The sequence below is a fragment of the Singulisphaera acidiphila DSM 18658 genome, from assembly GCF_000242455.2.
Classification (GTDB): domain Bacteria; phylum Planctomycetota; class Planctomycetia; order Isosphaerales; family Isosphaeraceae; genus Singulisphaera; species Singulisphaera acidiphila.
In genome coordinates this window covers 3,446,469-3,464,414 of the sequence record NC_019892.1, presented here as the reverse complement: position 1 = coordinate 3,464,414, position 17,946 = coordinate 3,446,469, and the positions used below count along the sequence as shown (strand labels likewise).

Annotated in this window: 10 protein-coding genes; 1 reads left to right on the top strand and 9 read right to left on the bottom strand. The window is 61.7% G+C overall.

Annotation, left to right across the window (positions count from 1 at the left end; translation table 11 throughout):
- Nucleotides 1-6: 6 nt before the first annotated feature.
- The 5 genes from SINAC_RS13610 to SINAC_RS13590 all read right to left on the bottom strand — a co-directional run bounded on the left by SINAC_RS13610 (nt 7) and on the right by SINAC_RS13590 (nt 7,509).
- Nucleotides 7-2,409 (bottom strand): arylsulfatase, encoded by a 2,403-nt coding sequence (locus SINAC_RS13610; protein WP_015246221.1) that lies wholly within the window; start codon nt 2,407-2,409, stop codon nt 7-9.
- A 133-nt stretch (nt 2,410-2,542) separates the two neighbouring features.
- Complete coding sequence (locus tag SINAC_RS13605; protein WP_015246220.1) at nt 2,543-3,541, bottom strand: HAD family hydrolase; 999 nt, start codon at nt 3,539-3,541, stop codon at nt 2,543-2,545.
- A 215-nt stretch (nt 3,542-3,756) separates the two neighbouring features.
- Nucleotides 3,757-5,529 (bottom strand): arylsulfatase, encoded by a 1,773-nt coding sequence (locus SINAC_RS13600; protein WP_015246219.1) that lies wholly within the window; start codon nt 5,527-5,529, stop codon nt 3,757-3,759.
- 16 nt (nt 5,530-5,545) lie between these two features.
- A complete protein-coding gene (locus SINAC_RS13595; protein WP_015246218.1) occupies nt 5,546-6,580 on the bottom strand; it encodes a formylglycine-generating enzyme family protein in 1,035 nt (344 codons plus the stop codon).
- A gap of 347 nt (nt 6,581-6,927) precedes the next feature.
- Complete coding sequence (locus SINAC_RS13590; protein WP_015246217.1) at nt 6,928-7,509, bottom strand: TetR/AcrR family transcriptional regulator; 582 nt, start codon at nt 7,507-7,509, stop codon at nt 6,928-6,930.
- Nucleotides 7,510-7,715: 206 nt separating this feature from the next.
- On the opposite strand from SINAC_RS13590, the gene SINAC_RS13585 reads away from it, so the two are divergent.
- On the top strand, nt 7,716-8,651 hold the full coding sequence (locus tag SINAC_RS13585) for a HEAT repeat domain-containing protein (RefSeq protein WP_020466198.1): 936 nt from the start codon (nt 7,716-7,718) through the stop codon (nt 8,649-8,651).
- Nucleotides 8,652-8,907: 256 nt separating this feature from the next.
- Here the strand turns inward: SINAC_RS13585 and SINAC_RS13580 are convergent, their stop codons facing one another.
- The 4 genes from SINAC_RS13580 to SINAC_RS13565 form a co-directional block, all read right to left on the bottom strand.
- Nucleotides 8,908-13,869 (bottom strand): hypothetical protein, encoded by a 4,962-nt coding sequence (locus SINAC_RS13580; RefSeq protein ID WP_015246215.1) that lies wholly within the window; start codon nt 13,867-13,869, stop codon nt 8,908-8,910.
- Between the two features lie 471 nt (nt 13,870-14,340).
- On the bottom strand, nt 14,341-16,146 hold the full coding sequence (locus SINAC_RS13575; RefSeq protein ID WP_015246214.1) for a redoxin domain-containing protein: 1,806 nt from the start codon (nt 16,144-16,146) through the stop codon (nt 14,341-14,343).
- A 19-nt stretch (nt 16,147-16,165) separates the two neighbouring features.
- Complete coding sequence (locus SINAC_RS39855; RefSeq protein WP_154673697.1) at nt 16,166-16,351, bottom strand: hypothetical protein; 186 nt, start codon at nt 16,349-16,351, stop codon at nt 16,166-16,168.
- 165 nt (nt 16,352-16,516) lie between these two features.
- Nucleotides 16,517-17,938, bottom strand: coding sequence for a DUF1501 domain-containing protein (locus SINAC_RS13565; protein ID WP_015246213.1), 1,422 nt, complete (start codon nt 17,936-17,938; stop codon nt 16,517-16,519).
- Nucleotides 17,939-17,946 lie beyond the last annotated feature (8 nt).

The window sequence follows — 17,946 nt, the reverse complement described above, 5'->3', positions numbered from 1 at the left end:
GCCCGCTCATTTCAGGTCGATCGTCACCTTCTGAATTTTGCCGGTGAACTTGAATGGAACGTCATACGAGAGGTTCACGGGCGTGCCGGTGTCCAGGCCGATGTCGAGTCCTTCATCGAGTGTGAGCCGGACTGGGATCGTTCGTTCAATCCGCCCTTGGCCGACCGTTTTACCGTCTACCGAAAGCGTTGCCTCGCCTCCTTTGGCGATTCCGCCGCCGTCGTAACGGAAGTCGAGACGGATGGAGTGTTGTCCAGGGCTCAACGCCTGCTGACCGGCGACCTCAGTGTGCGCGACGTCCACAAAGTTGTAGTGGAATACCGGCTTGCCCTTTTCCAGGTAGAGGGCATAGCCGCCGAATAGGCCGCCTTGGGTGACGATCATCCCGGCGCCTTCGTTGTTGGGGACGTCGACTTCGGCGGCGATGGCGAACGACTTGTTCTTGATGTCCGGGGCGGCTCCTTCCGGGATCCGGCTCATTCCATCGTAAAACGTGAACGAGGATCGACCGCGGGTCAAGCTTGGCCGGCCCGCGGGGTCCATCCGGCCGGTCCGGCTGTTATCGATGGGGAGCACGTTGTACTTGGCGGCCTCGGTATAGAACAGGAGTTGTAGATCCTTGAGCCGGTTGGGGAGTTTGTTCGCGAGGTCGTCGGCCTGGGTAAAGTCGTTCGCGACGTGGTAGAGCTCCCAACGGTAGCCTGTGATCGGGTCAATGTCGGCGCTATTCGGGTCCCAAGGGGGGATTGGGGGCGTGGTGCAAGCGACCCACCCGTCGTGGTAGATCGCTCGGTTCCCGAGCATCTCGAAGTACTGAGTCGTCCGGCGCGATGGGGCGTTTGCGTTGTCGAACGTATAAGCCATGCTTACCCCTTCGATCGGCTTCTGAGCGACCCCGTTCACCGTGGCGGGGGTCGCGACCCGGACGACGTCGAGGATCGTGGGGACGATGTCGATGACGTGGTGCCACTGGCTGCGCAGACCCCCCTGCTCTTTGATCCGTTTGGGCCAGGAGACGACCATGCCGTTGCGAGTACCGCCGTAGTGCGAGGCCACCTGCTTCGTCCACTGGAACGGGGTGCACATCGCGTGCGCCCAGCCGGCCGGGTAGTGGTTGTAGGTCTTCCAGGTCCCGAGGTCATCGACCCGTCTGAGCACGTCCTTGAGGTTTTCGGGGACGTGGTTGAAGAAGGTCATCTCGTTGAGCAAGCCCTGCATGCTCCCCTCGGCGCTCGCTCCGTTGTCGCCAACGATGTAGAAAACCAGGGTATTGTCGAGCTGCCCGGTCTGTTCGATGGCCTCAACGACCCGGCCGATGTTGTGATCGGTCTGCTCCAGGTAGGCGGCATAGAGCTCCATCATCCGGGCATACACCCGCTTTTGATCGGCGGTGAGCGAGTCCCAGGCCGGGATTCCGTCGGGCCTCGGCGTCAGCTTGGCTTCGGCTGGGATTACTCCCAGAGCCTTCTGACGTGCGAAGGTCTCTTCGCGGACCTTGTCCCACCCCTGGTCAAACTTGCCCTTGGCCTTCGCGACCCACTCCTCCCTGGCGTGGTGGGGGGCGTGAGTTGCGCCGGGGGCGTAATAGGCGAAGAACGGCTTGTCGGGTGAGATCGCTTTCTGGCTGCGGATCCACTTGATTGCCTGGTTGGCGATATCATCATCAAAGTGATAGTCGGGATTGCCGAGGTAAGGCTCGATCGGCTTGGTTCCTTCGATGGTCGCCGGCCGCCACTGGCTCGTATCGCCGCCGACGAAGCCGTAGAAATGCTCGAAGCCCAAGCCAGTGGGCCAGAGGTCGAACGGCCCGTTCTGACTGCTCTGCCAGTCGGGCACGTTGTGGTTCTTGCCGAACCAGGCCGTGTTCCAACCGTTCTGCTTGAGGAGTTCGGCGACCGTCGCGGTGTCTTTCCCCATCACCGTGTCGTAGCCTGGGTAACCGGTGCCGGCTTCCATGATGCAGGCTGTGTGGGTCGAGTGGTGGTTCCGGCCGGTGATCAACGCGGCCCGTGTCGGCGAACAGAGTGCGGTCGTGTGAAACTGATTGTAGCGCAGACCTCGCTTCGCCAGGGCTTCGAGCGTTGGCGTGGGGCAAGGGCCACCGAACGTGCTCGAGGCCCCGAACCCCACGTCGTCGAGCAAGACCAGAAGGATGTTGGGCGCCCCGCTTGGCGCCTGGATCGGCTGCGGAAAGTCGGGCGTCGAGTCTTTGGCGCGGAGGTTGATCTTGCCTCGGAACGGCTCGGGTGGTGGGGGGAGGACCGGGAAACGTACGTCTCGTTCCGCATCCAATCGCTTTTGTGGGACCAGATCCTCAGCCTTGGTTCGTGTCGCCCGTAGGCCACTCCCCGCGCTCCAGACGCCCAGAGCGACGATCAGTCCCGTGGACAATTTCAACGTCTTGCTCATGGTTGAAGACTCCCTTACGCTGCGGTTTGTCGGGTTTCAGCGAGCCAACATTCGCATGCGTGAGCCGTGAAGCGATCTGAGGGTTCGGATCCAAAGGAGGAAGCGGAAGTGGGAGTACGCGATCGGCGAGACGTCACTCCTTTTCCCAAGAGAAAACGACATTCCAGTCGTTCTTTATATCCGTCACGACCCATCCGCGCTCAGGGGCTTCGTCAAGCGCCTTGACCAGGCGGCCGACGTTCGAATCGCGATCGTAGGCGTATTCCCTCGTCGCGTCGGTGTGATGGACGATCAGGCCGAATCGCGGACCAGGGCCCGACGTCACCCAGCGGAGCATCTCGTAGTCGCCGTCGGAGTTGCCGAAGGCCGCGATCGGTCGGCGGCCGATGGCCTGCTGGATGCCTACGGGTTTGCCGGCCTTGTCGTCGACGAAGTCAATCTCAGCGAGGCGGAAGAGCGCGGGTTGGCCGTCGCGGAGTTCGTACTTCAGCTTGATGGAGCTGCCGACAACTTGCTCGGGAGGGATACCGTAGGCCGAGTCCGTCCAGGGCCGCATGAATTCGATGCCGCCACCGGAGACGATGAACGTCTTGAAGTGATTGATGCGGAGGTAAGCGAGTAACTCGAGCATCGGTTGATAGACGAGGTCGGTGTACGGCCGCTTGAATCGGGGGTGCTTTGCGGTTTTCAACCAGTCGTTGACGATCGCGGTAAACTCGTCGGTCGTCATCCCGGCATGACTGGTCGCCAGGAACTGGAGGCGATCGTAGGCCGAGACGGACAGGACCGCTTTGAGGTCTCCCCCGAGTGCGGCCTTGAATAATGGCTGGTCCTTCACTTCCGGGTGAGTGGCCGCGAACGTGCGAACCCGATCCACGGCAAAGACGATCTGGACATAGAGGGGTTGCTCGCACCAGAGCGTCCCGTCGTTATCGAAGGTCGCGATCCGTTCGGCGGGAGGGACGAAGTCCGGACTCCCTTGCTTTGTCACCTTGTCGACGAACGCGATGATGGCCCGCTTCGTCGCCCCGTCATTCCATGACGGAAGCGGATCACTTTGGCCGAGGGCAGGCCGCGCAACGGGCGCGGTGAGTGCCAGAGTGAGCAGAGTGAACATAAAAAAATGTCGCATGAGCAATCCCTGGATTTGAAGTGATGATTGCCACGCTCCGGATCCGGTTGAACTTGGATACCATGAGTTCCGTACGCGGAACTCATGGTATCTGATGGGCTTGGATCAAGAACGCCCCGAGGGGTTGGCATCCGAGCGGCTTGGGTGTGGGACGCTCAGGCCGGGTGAGTCCGTGGCGGTGGACCGTGGGCCCAACGCGGATCAAGACCACGAACTCAGTGGCTGCCGAGGTTCTCCTTCATCTTGTCCAGTGCCTGATCGACGCTGAAGCTTGGGGCGTGCTGGCGGGGTGGGAAGTCCTTGAACGTTGCCAGGAATTTGGTGGTCGCCGCCTGGGCCGCGAAGATGATGTACGGCTGGGAGATGAGCCAGTCGTAGTACGTGTTGGAAGTGATGTCGGCACGCTCAAAGGGGTCGGCCCGAAGGTCGAAGAGCTTGGGCAACCGGAGCGGGGTGAAGGGCTCGGCCCAGACGCGGAGCGTGCCGGGAGCGCGTTGTTCCATGAACACGATCTTCCAGTTCTCGGCCCGGAGCCCGACGAGGTCGCCGTCGTCGTTGAAGTAGAAGAATCCACGGCGGGGACTTTTCTCGACTTCCCCGGTCAGATAGGGGAGCTGATTCCAGCCGTCGAGGTGAACCTTGAAGTGCTTGCCGGCCGCCTCGTGCCCCTTCAAGAGTTTTTCCTTGATCTCGGGATCGCCGGCCGCCGCGAGCAGAGTTGGCAGCCAGTCGTGGCCGCTGACGATTTCGTTGGAGACCGATCCCGCTTTGATCTTGCCGGGCCAGCGGACCATGCAGGGGACGCGGAACGCCCCTTCCCAGTTCGTGTTCTTCTCGCTCCGGAACGGGGTCATGGCTCCGTCAGGCCATGTGTTCATGTGAGGGCCGTTATCGGTGGTGTAGATGACGATGGTGTTGTCGGTGAGTTTGAGGTCGTCGAGAGTTTTGAGCAGTTTGCCCACATGCCCATCATGCTCGACCATGCCGTCGGCGTATTCCGTCAAGGCGGTGAGGCCGGGAGGGCTGCGTCTCTCGGCGGCAACGTGGGTGCGGAGGTGCATCCGGGTGCTGTTGTACCAGACGAAGAAGGGTTTGCCGCCGTCATGGTTCCGCTTGATATAGTCGACGGCCGCGTCCGACGTTTCGTCGTCGATGTGTTCCATCCGCTTCTTGGTGAGCGCCCCTGTGTCTTCGATGACTTGCTTGCCGACCCGTCCGAACCGGGGGTCGACGGTTGGGTCATCCTGATCGGTCGCCTTGCAGCGGAGCACGCCGCGAGGCCCGAAGACCCGCTTGAACTCGGGATCGCGCGGGTAGGTCCGTTGCTCCGGTTCTTCCTCGGCATTGAGGTGGTAGAGGTTGCCGAAGAACTCGTCGAATCCGTGGACGGTCGGCAGGTATTCGTTCAGGTCTCCCAGGTGGTTCTTCCCGAACTGGCCGGTGACGTAACCCTCGTTCTTGAGCAGTTCGGCAATGGTCGGGTCTTCCTTCTGGAGTCCGACCGGTGAGGCGGGGACGCCCACCTTGCTCAGCCCGGTGCGAAACGTGCACTGGCCGGTGATGAATGAGGACCGACCGGCCGTGCAACTCTGCTCGGCGTAGTAGTCGGTGAAGATCATCCCTTCTTTGGCGACCCGATCAATGTTCGGCGTGCGGTAGCCCATCAGTCCCATCGAGTAGGCGCTGAGGTTCGTCTGGCCGATGTCGTCACCGAATATGACCAGGATGTTCGGTTTCTTGCCGCTCTTGGCCGCACCTTCGGCGACGGCCTCATTCCGCTCGGCCAGCGCCAGCAGCGCACCACGATCGAGGTCGCTCGAACAGCACGAACCTTGTCCGGGAGTTGCCGGGGTGTCGCAGGATGACGGACTCGGTGCCGCCGGGGCGGCGTTGACCGGTCGAGGGCCGCCGGTCGTTGCCGCGGCATAGCCGAGCATCGAGCCGATGGCGATCAGGGACAACGTTTGGAATAAGGTGCTTTTTCTCATGAGTTGAAGTCTCCTCTTACGACTTCGGGGTCTTCACGCAGCGGAAACCGACGTGCGACATGCCCGTATCGGGGCTGCAGCCGTGCCGGGCTGAGGGGCGGTAGCGCGAACAGTAACTGTCATTGCAGAGAAAGGAACCTCCACGCTGCACCCGTTGGGGAGTGAACGGGCGAGCCGGGTCGGAACTCTTTTCGGGACCGGTCGGATTGAGCGTCGGGTGGTGGCCGGCTCGCTGCCGGTAGAGGTCACGCTGATACCAGTCGGCGCACCATTCCCAGACGTTCCCCCCCATGTCGAAGAGGCCGAACCCGTTTGGCGGGAACGATTTCACCGGCGCAGTGCGGTCGTAGCCGTCAGCCGCCGTGTTGCGGTAGGGGAAGGCCCCTTGCCAGATGTTGGCTTGCGGCTGAGCGAGCGAGAACGGCGAGTCCCCCCAGACGTAAGCTCGGCCGTCGAGTCCGCCGCGCGCCGCGAACTCCCATTCGGCCTCGGTCGGGAGTTGTTTGCCCGCCCACTGGGCATAGGCATTGGCGTCATCCCAGGAGACCTGAACTACCGGGTGTGCCCCCCTGCCCTGGAGGTCGCTGCCCGGTCCTTCCGGATGTCGCCAACTTGCCCCAGGAGTCCAGCGCCACCAACGGGCGAAGTCGCGTAGGTCGACGGCTTCCTCCGTGGGTTGAAAGACCAGAGATCCGGGGACGAGCGCCTCCGGAGGCGGCGAGGGCGTTCCCGGTGAAGACTGAGCCAGGATCTCTTCGGCCTTCGGCGCCTTTTCAGCGGTAGTGACGTAGCGAGTGGCGGCCACGAATGCGGCGAACTCGTCGTTGGTCACTTCGTGCTCGTCGATCCAGAAGCCGTCGACTCGGACCCGGTGAGCGGGGCGTTCGTCGGGCCAGCCGAGCTCCGAGTCGGTGCCCATCGTAAATTCACCCCCCGCGATCCAGACCATCTCTCTGGGAGGGACTGCGGGGGCGTTCCAGAGCCTCGTCGCGGCGTAGGTTGATGCGAAGGCCACGAAGCCGACCCCGAGCATCACGAGGGTGCGTTTCATGAAAAACCTGAGGTCAACGAGGAGAAGCGTCTTGTGTCTCAGGAACCGGAACGCACGGAAAAGGTCTCTGATTCGATGACATCCGTATCTGGAGAACATGCACGAAATCGCCCGTATGAACGATAAAGGCCCCCCCCGTTTTTTGCCAGGGGTGGCCCACCTTTTTGTTCTCGTCTTTGCGAATCTGTTTTGATGAATTGCCTGTAGCAATCATGATTGGCTGGAGATCGCAGAACAAGGAGAGGGTCGATGTTTTGCTCGCCGAATCGCCCTGTCCTGAGCGCACTGACGTGTTTGGGTTTTTTGGCTCGCTCTGCCTTTTTAGACCGGCAGCCCGGGCGCAGGATTCATCGGATGCAGACCGCCAGGCTCTCTGCCAGGAAGTCCACCAGACGCTCCCGGTCCGCCTCTGCAAGCGCCTCGGGTCGGATCATCTGATCTAAGATCGCGAAACCGGTGAGTTGGGCCACGACGATCGCTGCCCGAGTTTCGGCGTCGGGGCCGCCGAGCCGTTCGCCGAGAACTTGCAGGTTGTGGACGTTCAAGCTTGTCCTGAGCAATTCGGCCGCGCGCGGTTCCGTTGCGGCTCGAAGCAGCAGCAGAAGCGGTGTCCGACCGTCGTCCGAGGCGTCCTGCCGGCCGTATACCATCAAGCGAGCGAGGCGTTCGGCCAGGGTCGACCGCTCGCCATCAATGAGGTTCCGGATATCGAATGCGTGCGCAACCACCTCGGCGAAGAGCCCTTCCTTGGAACCGAAGTAACGATTGACCAGCGCACCATCCACCCCGGCCTCCGTGGCGATCTCGCGAACCCCGGCATGCTCGTATCCTTTGGCGACAAAGTGCCGGGTGGCTGACGCGAGGATGGCCGATCGGGTTGCAGCCGAATTCCGCCGCTTCGGCGCTTCCTTGCCTCGACGCTCTGTCATGGTTCGGCTCCTTGAGAAGGTCACACTAAGTCAATCACTGTTGACATGGGTGGTCAAGGGATTTATCCTAAAATCGGCAGTTGTTGACTTGAACGGCGACGTAGGCTGTCGAGTCACGGCTCCAATCCTTGCGCACTGACTGGGGCGGCCATTTTTCGATGAAAAAACCGAAATCAGTGACCTCTGAGTTGCAGGAATTGGAATCGTTGTCGAGCCTTGCTGACTCCCAGGACGCGGTTGGCCCGTTGCGGCGGGCGCTGGCCAGTCGCTCCAGTTCGATGATTTCGAGGGCGGCGAGCCTGGCCGCCAGGTTCCACGTTCGCGAGGTCGAGCCGGACTTGCAGACGGCCTTCGATCATTTTCTGGGAAAGGGAGCGGGATCTGACAATCTCTGCTCGGCGAAAATTGCGGTCGTCAAGGCGCTCCGAGCTCTGAATTCCGAGGGAAAGGACCTCTATGTCCGGGGGATGCAGCATTATTGGCCGGCCCGCCCGCGTCAGGGGCAGCGCGACCAGGCCGCAACTCTTCGCATCGTCTGCGCGGATGCGCTCACCGAGGTCGGGCACCTCGAACTCCTGACGTATCTCATCGACCTGCTTGCTGATCCCACGCCTGGCGTGCGCGTGGCGGCGGCACTTGCACTCGGGTCGACCGGTGAGCGGGAAGCGACCCTCCTCCTGCGTCTGAAGGCTCTCTCCGTCGACGAGTCGCCGGAGGTGCTTGAAGCCTGTTTTACGGCCCTACTCAGCCTCGAGGCGGCAGCGGCGGTTCCGTTCATCGGGAGGTTTCTCGTCGCCGAGGACGAGAAGGTGAAAATGACGGCCGCCCTGGCTCTCGGGCAGTCCGAGCATCAGGATGCCCTCGATCTCCTGACCGCCTGTTGGAATCGCCAGACGACCCAAGATTCGCGGAGCGATCTTCTCGTCGCAATTGCGCTCCTTCGGTATCCGCGAGCGATCGAGTTTCTCGTCTCACTCGTCGATGGTGGGGAGGATGATGCCGAGAATGCGCTTCGCGCACTTGCTACGTTCCGAGCCGACCCTCAAGTCCTTCGCCGGGTTGAGTTGGCGATCGACCGAACGAATGATCCCTTGCTCCGGCGATCCTTCGAGGCGAAGTTCCGGAGAACTCCCTTGGCTTAGAGCGTGAGTGAGCAGGTGCCTTGTCGGGTGGGCCCGGCCGACCACGGACCCTTTTCACAACCGGCCTGGAAGGAGTAGAGAACCCTTCCTTCTCGGCGGCGAGGCCTAGTGGGCGGGGCCCACCCGACAAGGTTCAGCCCGGCTTTTCCCCAGGCCCTCCAACCGCTTCTCGGCGAACAGTCCGTGAGAGCTTCCTGGGCTTGGCGAAACAAAACAGTTTTAGGCTCCGCCCCGAGTAAAGTGCATCCAGCTTGGATCAGTGGGTACGATGGCGGCGGCGGATCGAGGCTTTGAGCGCTGCCTGCACGTGATGGCCGAGTCCCGTTTTCGAGGCGGCACGGTGCGCGATCACTGCATGCGCGGGCTTCGGAGCCAGTCGTTCTTTCCGATGCGGGTGTCCCAGCGGTCCGAGCGGAACCTTACGAGCATAGGACTCGGTCGTTGAAGATGGCGCGGGCGATGGAGCCGGCAGCGGGGCGGGGCTGCTGTCGCTGGCGGGAGTCGTTGAGACCGGGGCGGCCGGGGCGGCAACCGCTTTTGTGATTGTGGCCGGGGCCGATACGGACTTGACCTGCAACGCCGTGTTGCTGGCCTCTGAGGGCATGGCCAGCCCTGGAGTGGCGGTGACCGACGTGAAGACCGAGAATGACCGTCTCGAGGTGTCTCCGAGGTAGACGTCGATCTGGTAGCTCTGGTTGACGTCGTGAACGTTGGGATCGGGCTCGAAGTAAAGATCGGCCGACGACGCATAAGTTGACGTTCCGGTTTTATCCTGGACGAAGACGGCCATCCAGGAACCGGGCGAGCCATCGGATAGGTACGATCCACCTGTCCCCAGGCGTTTCACAACGACGCGCGCCACCGGCGTGGTGGTCGGCAGATTCGACAGCACGACGTGGACGTCTTGTTTGCCGTCGGATCCCTTCGACGCGGCGAGTTGAGCCAGGTCGTGACCGTCCTGGTTGAGTGAGGTCGCCACGGGGTTGAGCAAACGCGGGTCGGCGAGGACTCCGCTGAGGACAACCTGGGCGGATGTTGAACCGTCGGCATAGCGGACGAGAATTTGCAGGGTCTGGGGGATCAGAGTCCCGTCGGAGTCGATGAAGCTCGCGTTCGGCGCGAGGTAGAGGTCGCCGGTCGCGGCGTAGGCCCCGGCGCCCGCCGAGGCACGGATCAGCTTGGCCGCTGGCTGGGAGCCTGATCCTTGGTAGGTCCACTGCCCGCCTCCGACGGCCCAGACTTCCACCTGGCTCACCGCCTGGTCGGTGCGGAGGCCGGTCAGGCCGATGTGAAGATCCTGAATCCCGTCGCCCTGGGGGGTGGAGGTCGGTGTCGGGCCGACGAAGTCAGCGCCGTCTTGGCCGTACGACTTGGCCGCGAGGCCAACCACCTTGGCGTTGGGGTTGCCCACCACGCCCCACGCTGCGGTGCTGACAATCGATCCGTCGGTGAACGTGATGAGAATGTCATAGTGGTTGGCGAGGTTGGTCCCGGACTGGACACCGTTCTCGCTGAGGATCGAGGGGACGTAGAGGTCTGCTGTGGTTGAATACGTTCCGGAGCCGAGAGACGTTCGGACCAGCGCGGCCCGCCAATTTCGGGAGTCGGGGCTGAAAAGTGTCGGGAGCGCACTTGGCTGTGGACCCACGTATTGATAGTGGCCGTAGCCGTAGGGATGAACGTCAACCTGAGCGATCGCTTTGTCCGAGGGGAGGCCCGCCAGGACGATGTGAATGTCCTGAAAGCCGTCGGAACCGAGCGTCGAGCTGCTGCCGACGAAATCGGAGTTGTCCTGCCCCAGAGAAGTCGCGGTCACCTTGGCGGGCCCGCTGCCGACTCGAAGGGACGGGTCGGCTACCACGACCCCGTAGAGTGCCACGTATGCGGTGGTGCCATCAGCATAGGTGACGAGAATGTCGTAGTGGCTCGAACCCTGGATCGGTTGGTAGGGCTGCACGTAGAGATCTGCGGTTGCCGCGAATCGCGAAGCACCATCAAGTCCCCGGACGACTCCGATTCGCCAGGCTCCCGGAGTCAGACCAGGCGTGTTGAGCGGCAGACCCGTCGTGGCGTATTGATAGTGGCCGCCGCCGTAAGGATAGATATCGATCATCTGGATCGGCTGGTCGGTGCGGAGGCCGGCCAGCACGATGTGGACATCCTGGAAACCGTCCGGAGCCGTGGTGGCGTTGCGGCCGACCATATCCGACCCGTCCTGATTGTGCGACACCGCGGTGATTTGCGGGTAAGACACGGGGGGCGGCAGGAGCTCGAGATCCTGGCCGGCAAGGCCTCCCGACTCGGAATGGATCGTCACTTTGCGACCGGCCTGGGTAAACGAGTCGGAGGTCGTCGCGGTGTTGCCGCTGAGGGTGGTGAGCCGCAACTCCGCCGGATCGATCGTGCCGGGGTCACCGATCCGGATGGACGTGAAATTCCCCGTTGTCCCGGCGATGAGCGCCGCGGAGTAGATGAATTGGTTGTTGGTGACCGAGCCGCTCAGGTAGAGCCGTCCGCGATTCTCGCGAATGCTACTGCCATGTTCAACCGAGAGGATAGCCTCGGCCACGCTACGGGTCGATTGCGTTGGATCCGGCGTGGGCGTCCAGAAGACCGGGTCTCGGAATGTGTTGCCGTCGATCTTGATGTCGAAGACCGGCGAGTGAGACCAACCCCAAGGAGCCGGGAAGGTCGCGCTTCCCTGCCAGGATTCTTGCGTTGCGCTGGCGGCGACGGAGAACGGCCTGGCGCCGATGACGAGGTTGTTCCGGATCGTCGTGCCCACATGGGTTCCAGCGAGTTGGAAGGCATTGGACGACGATTTTTTAAGGCTCGACGTGTCGAGGGTATTCCCTTCGTAGAGGTCGTTGACGAAGCCTTGAGTGATCGAGACCACGTAATTGCCCGCGGGAAGATCTCCATCGAGGAGATAGTTCTGAGGATCGATCGCCTGGGTGATCCGAAACCAGCGTCCTGCGGACGGTCCCGTGAGGATGGCAACGATATTTCCCGCCTCGCCCGGCGTACCTCGCAGGGTTCCGACCTGGAGCAAGCGGGGGCTGACCGAACTGAGAAAGGCCGGCCCTTCGTAGTGGGGATAGTACGATTCGGTCAGAATCAGTTCCGGGAAGTTGTACTGACCCCCGGGAGAAACGGCGGCATCGCGGCCGATTCCACCATCGACGATGTTGTTGCGAACGGTCGTATTGCTGCTGTTGCCTGTGAAGAGGAGAAAGCCGTAAGTGATCCCGTTCGGGTCAACCTGGTGAGCATGATTGCCCTCGAGGAGTATGTCATGGCCGTTTCGGATCGCGAACACAGGTGAGACTGAGGTGCCTGCCGTCGCGCCTCGATAGTCGTTGCCCACGATCTTCCAGGGGCCGCCCCACACTTCGACCTGGCCGCCACGGAGGATGTTGTTGGAGATGACTCCGCTGTCGTCGTAATTGCCACGGATCAGGCGGACGATGGAGAGGTTGTAGCCACCGATCGCCGAGCCTTGAGGGGCATACTCGATGTCGAGGTTGCGAAAGTTGAGGTCGACTTTTGGGTTGGGCCCGAAGTTGTAATCGCTGTACGCCGACCCGATGACTGCGGGGTTCATCTGGAATTCGGCGGCCCAGCGGATCGGGGTGGCGAATCGGATCGTGAGGCCGTCGAGCGTCGTGTGGCTCTTGTGGATCTTGATCGCATACGACCAGGCTGGGTCTCCACTCGCCTGGGAGAACAAGAGAACGGCCCCGGGCTCGGCGATCAGAGAGACGGAGTTGGCCAGGTCGATTGGCGCTGAGAGTGGGTAGACCCCTGCCTTCAGCCGAATCGTTCCATAGCGTTTGGCCAGTGAACCGAAGTCTTGCCCGACCTGGCTTACATAGGCAGGGTCGACGGTGATCGAGGTGGCCGGTGCAGCCGGATCGCGGAGATTCGGATCGGCGGCGCCACCGCGAAACTGGCTGACGTACTGCACTGAGCCACCGGCGAGGCGGAACCGCAAGGTCAGCAGGGCGTCGGACTCGTCGCGGATCGGTGCGAAGATCAGGTCGGCCTTGGTCGGATCGGCAAGCGGGCGGATCGTCAGCGACTTCGCGCTGTTGGGATCACCCGGGGTCCAGAGCCAGCCGATGTCGTCGCTGAGAACCACTTCGGCGATCGTCCAGCCCACGGGGAGGCCGGAAAGGGTGACATGAACCAGTCCGGGAGTCGCTGAGTTCGGGCCATCCTGGCTTGACCAGAGTGCCGAAGGGCCGGAGAACGAGACCGGGACGCTCGGGCCCTGGGGCGGGTCGGCCGGGAGCGTTGGATTGAGGTTGGTTGCAATGGTGGCAACAAGTTGGCTGGTTGAACCGTTGAGATCGGGGCTGGCATCCAATTTGCCGATCCGGTTATAGCCGACGGTCACCGTTACGGTCGCGCCCAACGCAAGGCCGGCGACCGGATTGAGGTAGACGTCCGCGCGGCTTGGGTCGTTCGGATCGACGAAGATTTCCGCCCTGTTGTACGACGAGGTGACGCCAGTGGGGCGTGGTCCGGCCAGCCATGTGACTGTTGAGCCGTCGAGTGCCGGCATCGTGATGATGACCGTGTCGCTGTCGACGTTGAAAGTGCTCAGCCAGCCGTCGGACGTGCGGCGATAGTCGAGCAGATTTGACAGTTTGAGGTGGATGTCCTTGACGCCATCGGGGCCCGGAGATGGCCCCGGCCCGGTCAGGTCGGGACCGTCTTGACCCACCCACGTCACGCCGAGTTCCTTGCCTTGAACCCGAAGCTGGACGTCAACCGATGAGGTCGAGAGAAGGTTGTTGATCATCGCCGTTGAGCCGTCGGCGTATTGGATGCGGATGAATTCGTACCGCGTGTTCGCGGACTCGTTGAACCAGGGCTCAAGATAGAGATTGGCTTGCGTCGACCACGTGCCGGTGGCCTGGTTCTGGTCCCTGGCGAGGAAGGCCTGCGAGGACAAGCTGGACGTGGCCGACCAGGCACCTCCGTATTGCCTTTGAACGTCAACGCGCGTGATCGCGCGGTTGGGGTCCAGACCAAGCAGTTGGATGTCGATGTCCTGGTAGCCGTCCGGACTGAGGCCGTCCCGCCCGACGTAATCCGAGTTGTTCTGTCCGATCCAGACCGCCATCTCGGACAGGAGAACGCGATCTTCGAGACTCTCCACACGAAATCGGTTGCGTCGTGCCGTTGATTTCTTGTCTCGGAGCGGTGCCACGGTGAAACTCCCGATGGATTAGCGCGGAACGAACCCGTTCCCAAGGGGAAGGGGTCCCTTTGGGAAGAGCATTCCGTCGTGGAGACTCGGCTGATGGACAGAACCTAACGATGGCGCGAGAACGAACAAAGCGAGGCTGGCCACGCGGTTGGGCCAACTCGTACCTGGACTGCTGTTGATCCGCCTCTCGGCTTATTTCTGCATCGAAAGCGACAGAGCTGGCGATTGTTCGTTATTGAAGTCTACCACCCTTTTTTCAATCAAGCCGGCAAAGTCATCGTCCGACACCCAAGTTTGCAAGGAGAGCCCGGGCAAAGTCGAAATGGAAAAAGGAGTATCCTTTTAATAACACTTGACGATGGGTTTGGTGTGCCGTGGTGAAAGGGCTCAAAACGAAACGAAGCAGAACGATTGCGTGGGATCAGCCGTTGAATTTGCCCATGTCACGACCTCTCAGAGCGATCAATGCGCTCAAGGATCTGGGGTGTCATCCTGGTCGCGACCGAGCACTGCCCCCGTCTTGGGGTCGATCGAAAGGTTCAGGTCTTCGTCGTCGCGCGTGTAGAAATAGAAGCCGTACATCATCTCGTTGAAAGTTTGGTCACCATTGCCGACGGTCTGCTTGGGGTCCGGGTTGTAGGGGTTGAACTCAGAGTTGTCAAAGTGCGCCTGCACCTCGAACGTGGTCCCCTTGGGAAAGGACTTGGTCCCCGGATTCCAGCGGTACGACTGCTGCCAGTCGAAGTTGTAGTTGGGGATCAAAAGAAGTGTGTCGGTGATCCCATTCGGATGCCGCGCGAGAAAGGTCATATCCTTGCCGCGCACATGCATGTGCGCGAAGAGGCCCACTCCGGTGGCGTCGAAATTGAGGGTTCGGCTGGCGGAGACCGGGTGTGCCGGCGCGTAGGGGGGAATCTGGAATCGCGTGGTGTGAACTTGCTGGTGTTGCAACTGCTTGCGGACCACGGCTCGTGGGAACTTCAACCCAACCGCGAGCCGCGCGCGCTCCGGCTGGCCCGTCGTCGTGTAATGGATCTGGAGTCCGAGCACGCTCCCCTTGGGAATCAGGTACGCCGTCCCATCGTCCAGGACCATCGGATCGCCGCCAGGCACGCGCCCGGTGATGAAGTTTTCCTGACGAGGGCGTTCCCCCACCTTGTTATAGGCGAGGTTGGCGTGGTGAACGACCCGAGAATTGTCGGAGATGATTTCGACAGACTGAACCCATGTGTCATGGGTGAAGAGGTAGGGCAAGATCGCATAGCGATAGTCGACGTAGCCGGTCGCCGGAATCTCATGCGCCAGGAGCATCGTTGTGATCATGTCGGGCTCACCGATCCGCCATTGACTGGTGGGGAATTCGCGCGGTTTCGGTTGCTTCGCGGTCTCTCCCCTGGGCGTGCCCCCCTGGATCCAACGGAGGAAGGTCTCGCGCTCCCCTTCGCTCAAGCCCCGGCGGTTCGTGAACGTCCCGTGCTTCGCGCTCGCGAACCAAGGGGGCATTCGTCGGTCGGCGACCACTTCCTCAATCATCGCCGACTGCGAGACGACGTCGCGATAACTGACCAGGGGGAACGGAGCCTCGGTTCCCCGATGATGACAGTCTTGGCAGTGCCGTTGAACCAAAGGGGCAATGTCTTCGGAGAACGTGGGGACCTTGCCCGCCTCGAAGGGATCAGAGACTGTAATCAAGCATCCATCCACAGGTGTTTCTGGCCGAGCGATCTCTCGATCCGCGAGGAGGGTGTCGAGGGCGTCACGAAGGTCATCCCGGCCGGCTTGAGGGCGCTCACCGGTCAAGCGGAACTGATCGTCGATCCGACCGCGATAGCGGATCCGATACTGGGAGTCGAGCACGACGGTTTCGGGAGTGCGCTTCAGGCCAAGCTTCTTGATGCAAGTGGAGTCAGTGTCCTTGACGAATGGGAATTCGACTTTCGATTCGACGGCGTGTGCAGCCATCTCCGTGATCGAGTCGTTTGGTCCGACGTTGAGGGCCAAGAACTGAACGTCGCGGTCGCGATACGTTTTCTCGAGTTGAGCGAGTACCGGCAAGTAACGCTGTACGACGGGGCACGTCGTATTGGTTGCGACGATGACGAAGGCTTTCTTTGGGCCGAAATCGTCGAGCGACCGTGTCAGGAAGCGAATGTCCTTGAATTCGAGGCTATCCACCCGTTGGCCGATGGGGCTGCGGTCGTCGCTGGCCCCTCCGGCGGATTGCGAGAGAAAGAGTGTGAGGACGATTGCTGGTCGAATCAGAGACCTTCGACGCATCGCTCTCGACTCCCCGGGTTCAAGCTCCCAATGATGAGGTGTCTTGATTGTGACCGAGGAAACAGGAGGGTGCAACGGGCTTGATGGAAATGACGAAGGCGCTGGGGGCATGGCGATCTGCTTCGCACCATCCCAGATCTTCCGAAGAAGACAAGATATCAAGATGATGCGAATTTTCCTTGCCGAGTTCGACTTCGTTGCGCACCGCCTCAAGCCCTTGTTATGTGAGGAAACGTCTGTGTGGGGATCAAGAGCGACCTCTCCCCTGCTCTCCCTGTTTTGAAAGGCTTGGTTGATGGCGTGATGACTCGCCTTAGGTCCTGGTCGAAGCCTCGCTGGCTTGCGTCGTTTCTGCCCTGGAATCAGTCAATCAGGCGAGGATTCCACGGATCACGTTGCCGTGAACATTCGTTAAACGCCGCTGTATGCCATTGTGATAATAGGTTAATTGTTCGTGGTCGACTCCGAGCAATTGGAGCACCGTGGCGTGAAAGTCGTGCCAGTGAACCGGATTTTCGACGGCTTTCCAGCCGATATCGTCGGTCGACCCGTAGGCGAAACCGTGCTTCAAGCCTGCGCCTGCCATCCAGACGGAGAAACCATTTTGATTGTGGTCCCGTCCTTTGCCGACGACATCCGAGGCCGACTGAGTGAACGGGGTTCGGCCGAACTCGGTGGTAAAGAGCACCAGGGTGTCGTCGAGCAGGCCACGACGACGCAGGTCTTGAATCAAGGCGGCGACCGGCCGATCGATCCTTAACGCTTCCTGGCTGTGATTCTGCTTCATGTCCTCGTGTCCGTCCCAGTTTCTTCGCGGGCTGCCGAACGTTCCGCCCGAGAAGAGTTGAACGAACCGGACCCCGCGCTCCAGGAGTCGGCGTGCGATTAGGCAGGAGCGGCCAAAGTCGGCGGTCTCGGGCCGGTCCAGTCCATAGAGGGCCTGGGTCTTCGCCGGTTCCCCATGGAGATTCGCCACTTCGGGGACGGCCATCTGCATTCGGGCGGCCAGTTCGTAGCCGCGAACCCGAGCCGTGAGCACGTCATCATTGTCGTGGTCCCGCAGATGCTGATGGTTCATCGCGGCGGCGAGGTCGCGAGCGGCGGTGTCGGCGTCCGGCGCGATCGAACGCGCGGGGAAGAGGTCGTCGATCGGCGGGCCGTTGGAACGAATGACGACGCCTTGGTGCCGAGCGGGCAAAAAGCCGTTGGTCCAGTTGATCGTGCCGCCCGGGGGCCGCTCACGGGCGTCCGGGATCACCACGAAGGCGGGCAAGTCATCGGCCTCGCTCCCCAGGCCGTAGCTTATCCAGGCTCCCAAGGTGGGGAATCCATTGAGCCGGAATCCGCTGTTCTGCTGGAACGTGGCCGGCGTATGGTTCGACGTCTCGGCGAACATGGAATGGATGACGGTGAGCTCGTCGGCAACCGTCGCGATTTCCGGAAAGAGCTCCGAGACCCAGAGGCCGCTCTGGCCGCGCTGACGGAATTCCCAGTCGGGGCGACGGAGCCGACCAACCTGGCCGAAGAAGACATCGGGCCGCTCGTTCGAGGGGAGCGACTGCCCATGCGCTCGGATCAAGCCCGGCTTGTAGTCGAACGAATCGACCTGGCTCAACGCCCCGACGAGGCAAATGTGGATCGCCCGAGTCGCCTTGGGGGCGAAGTGGGGACAGTGGGATGCCGACTCGCCTGGAACGGCCGCTTGAAGCCTTCCTTCACGGAGCATCAAGTCGGCGAGCGCTGCGCCACCGAGACCGTTTCGGACCCATGAGAAGAATTCGCGACGGTCCATTCGGCCCC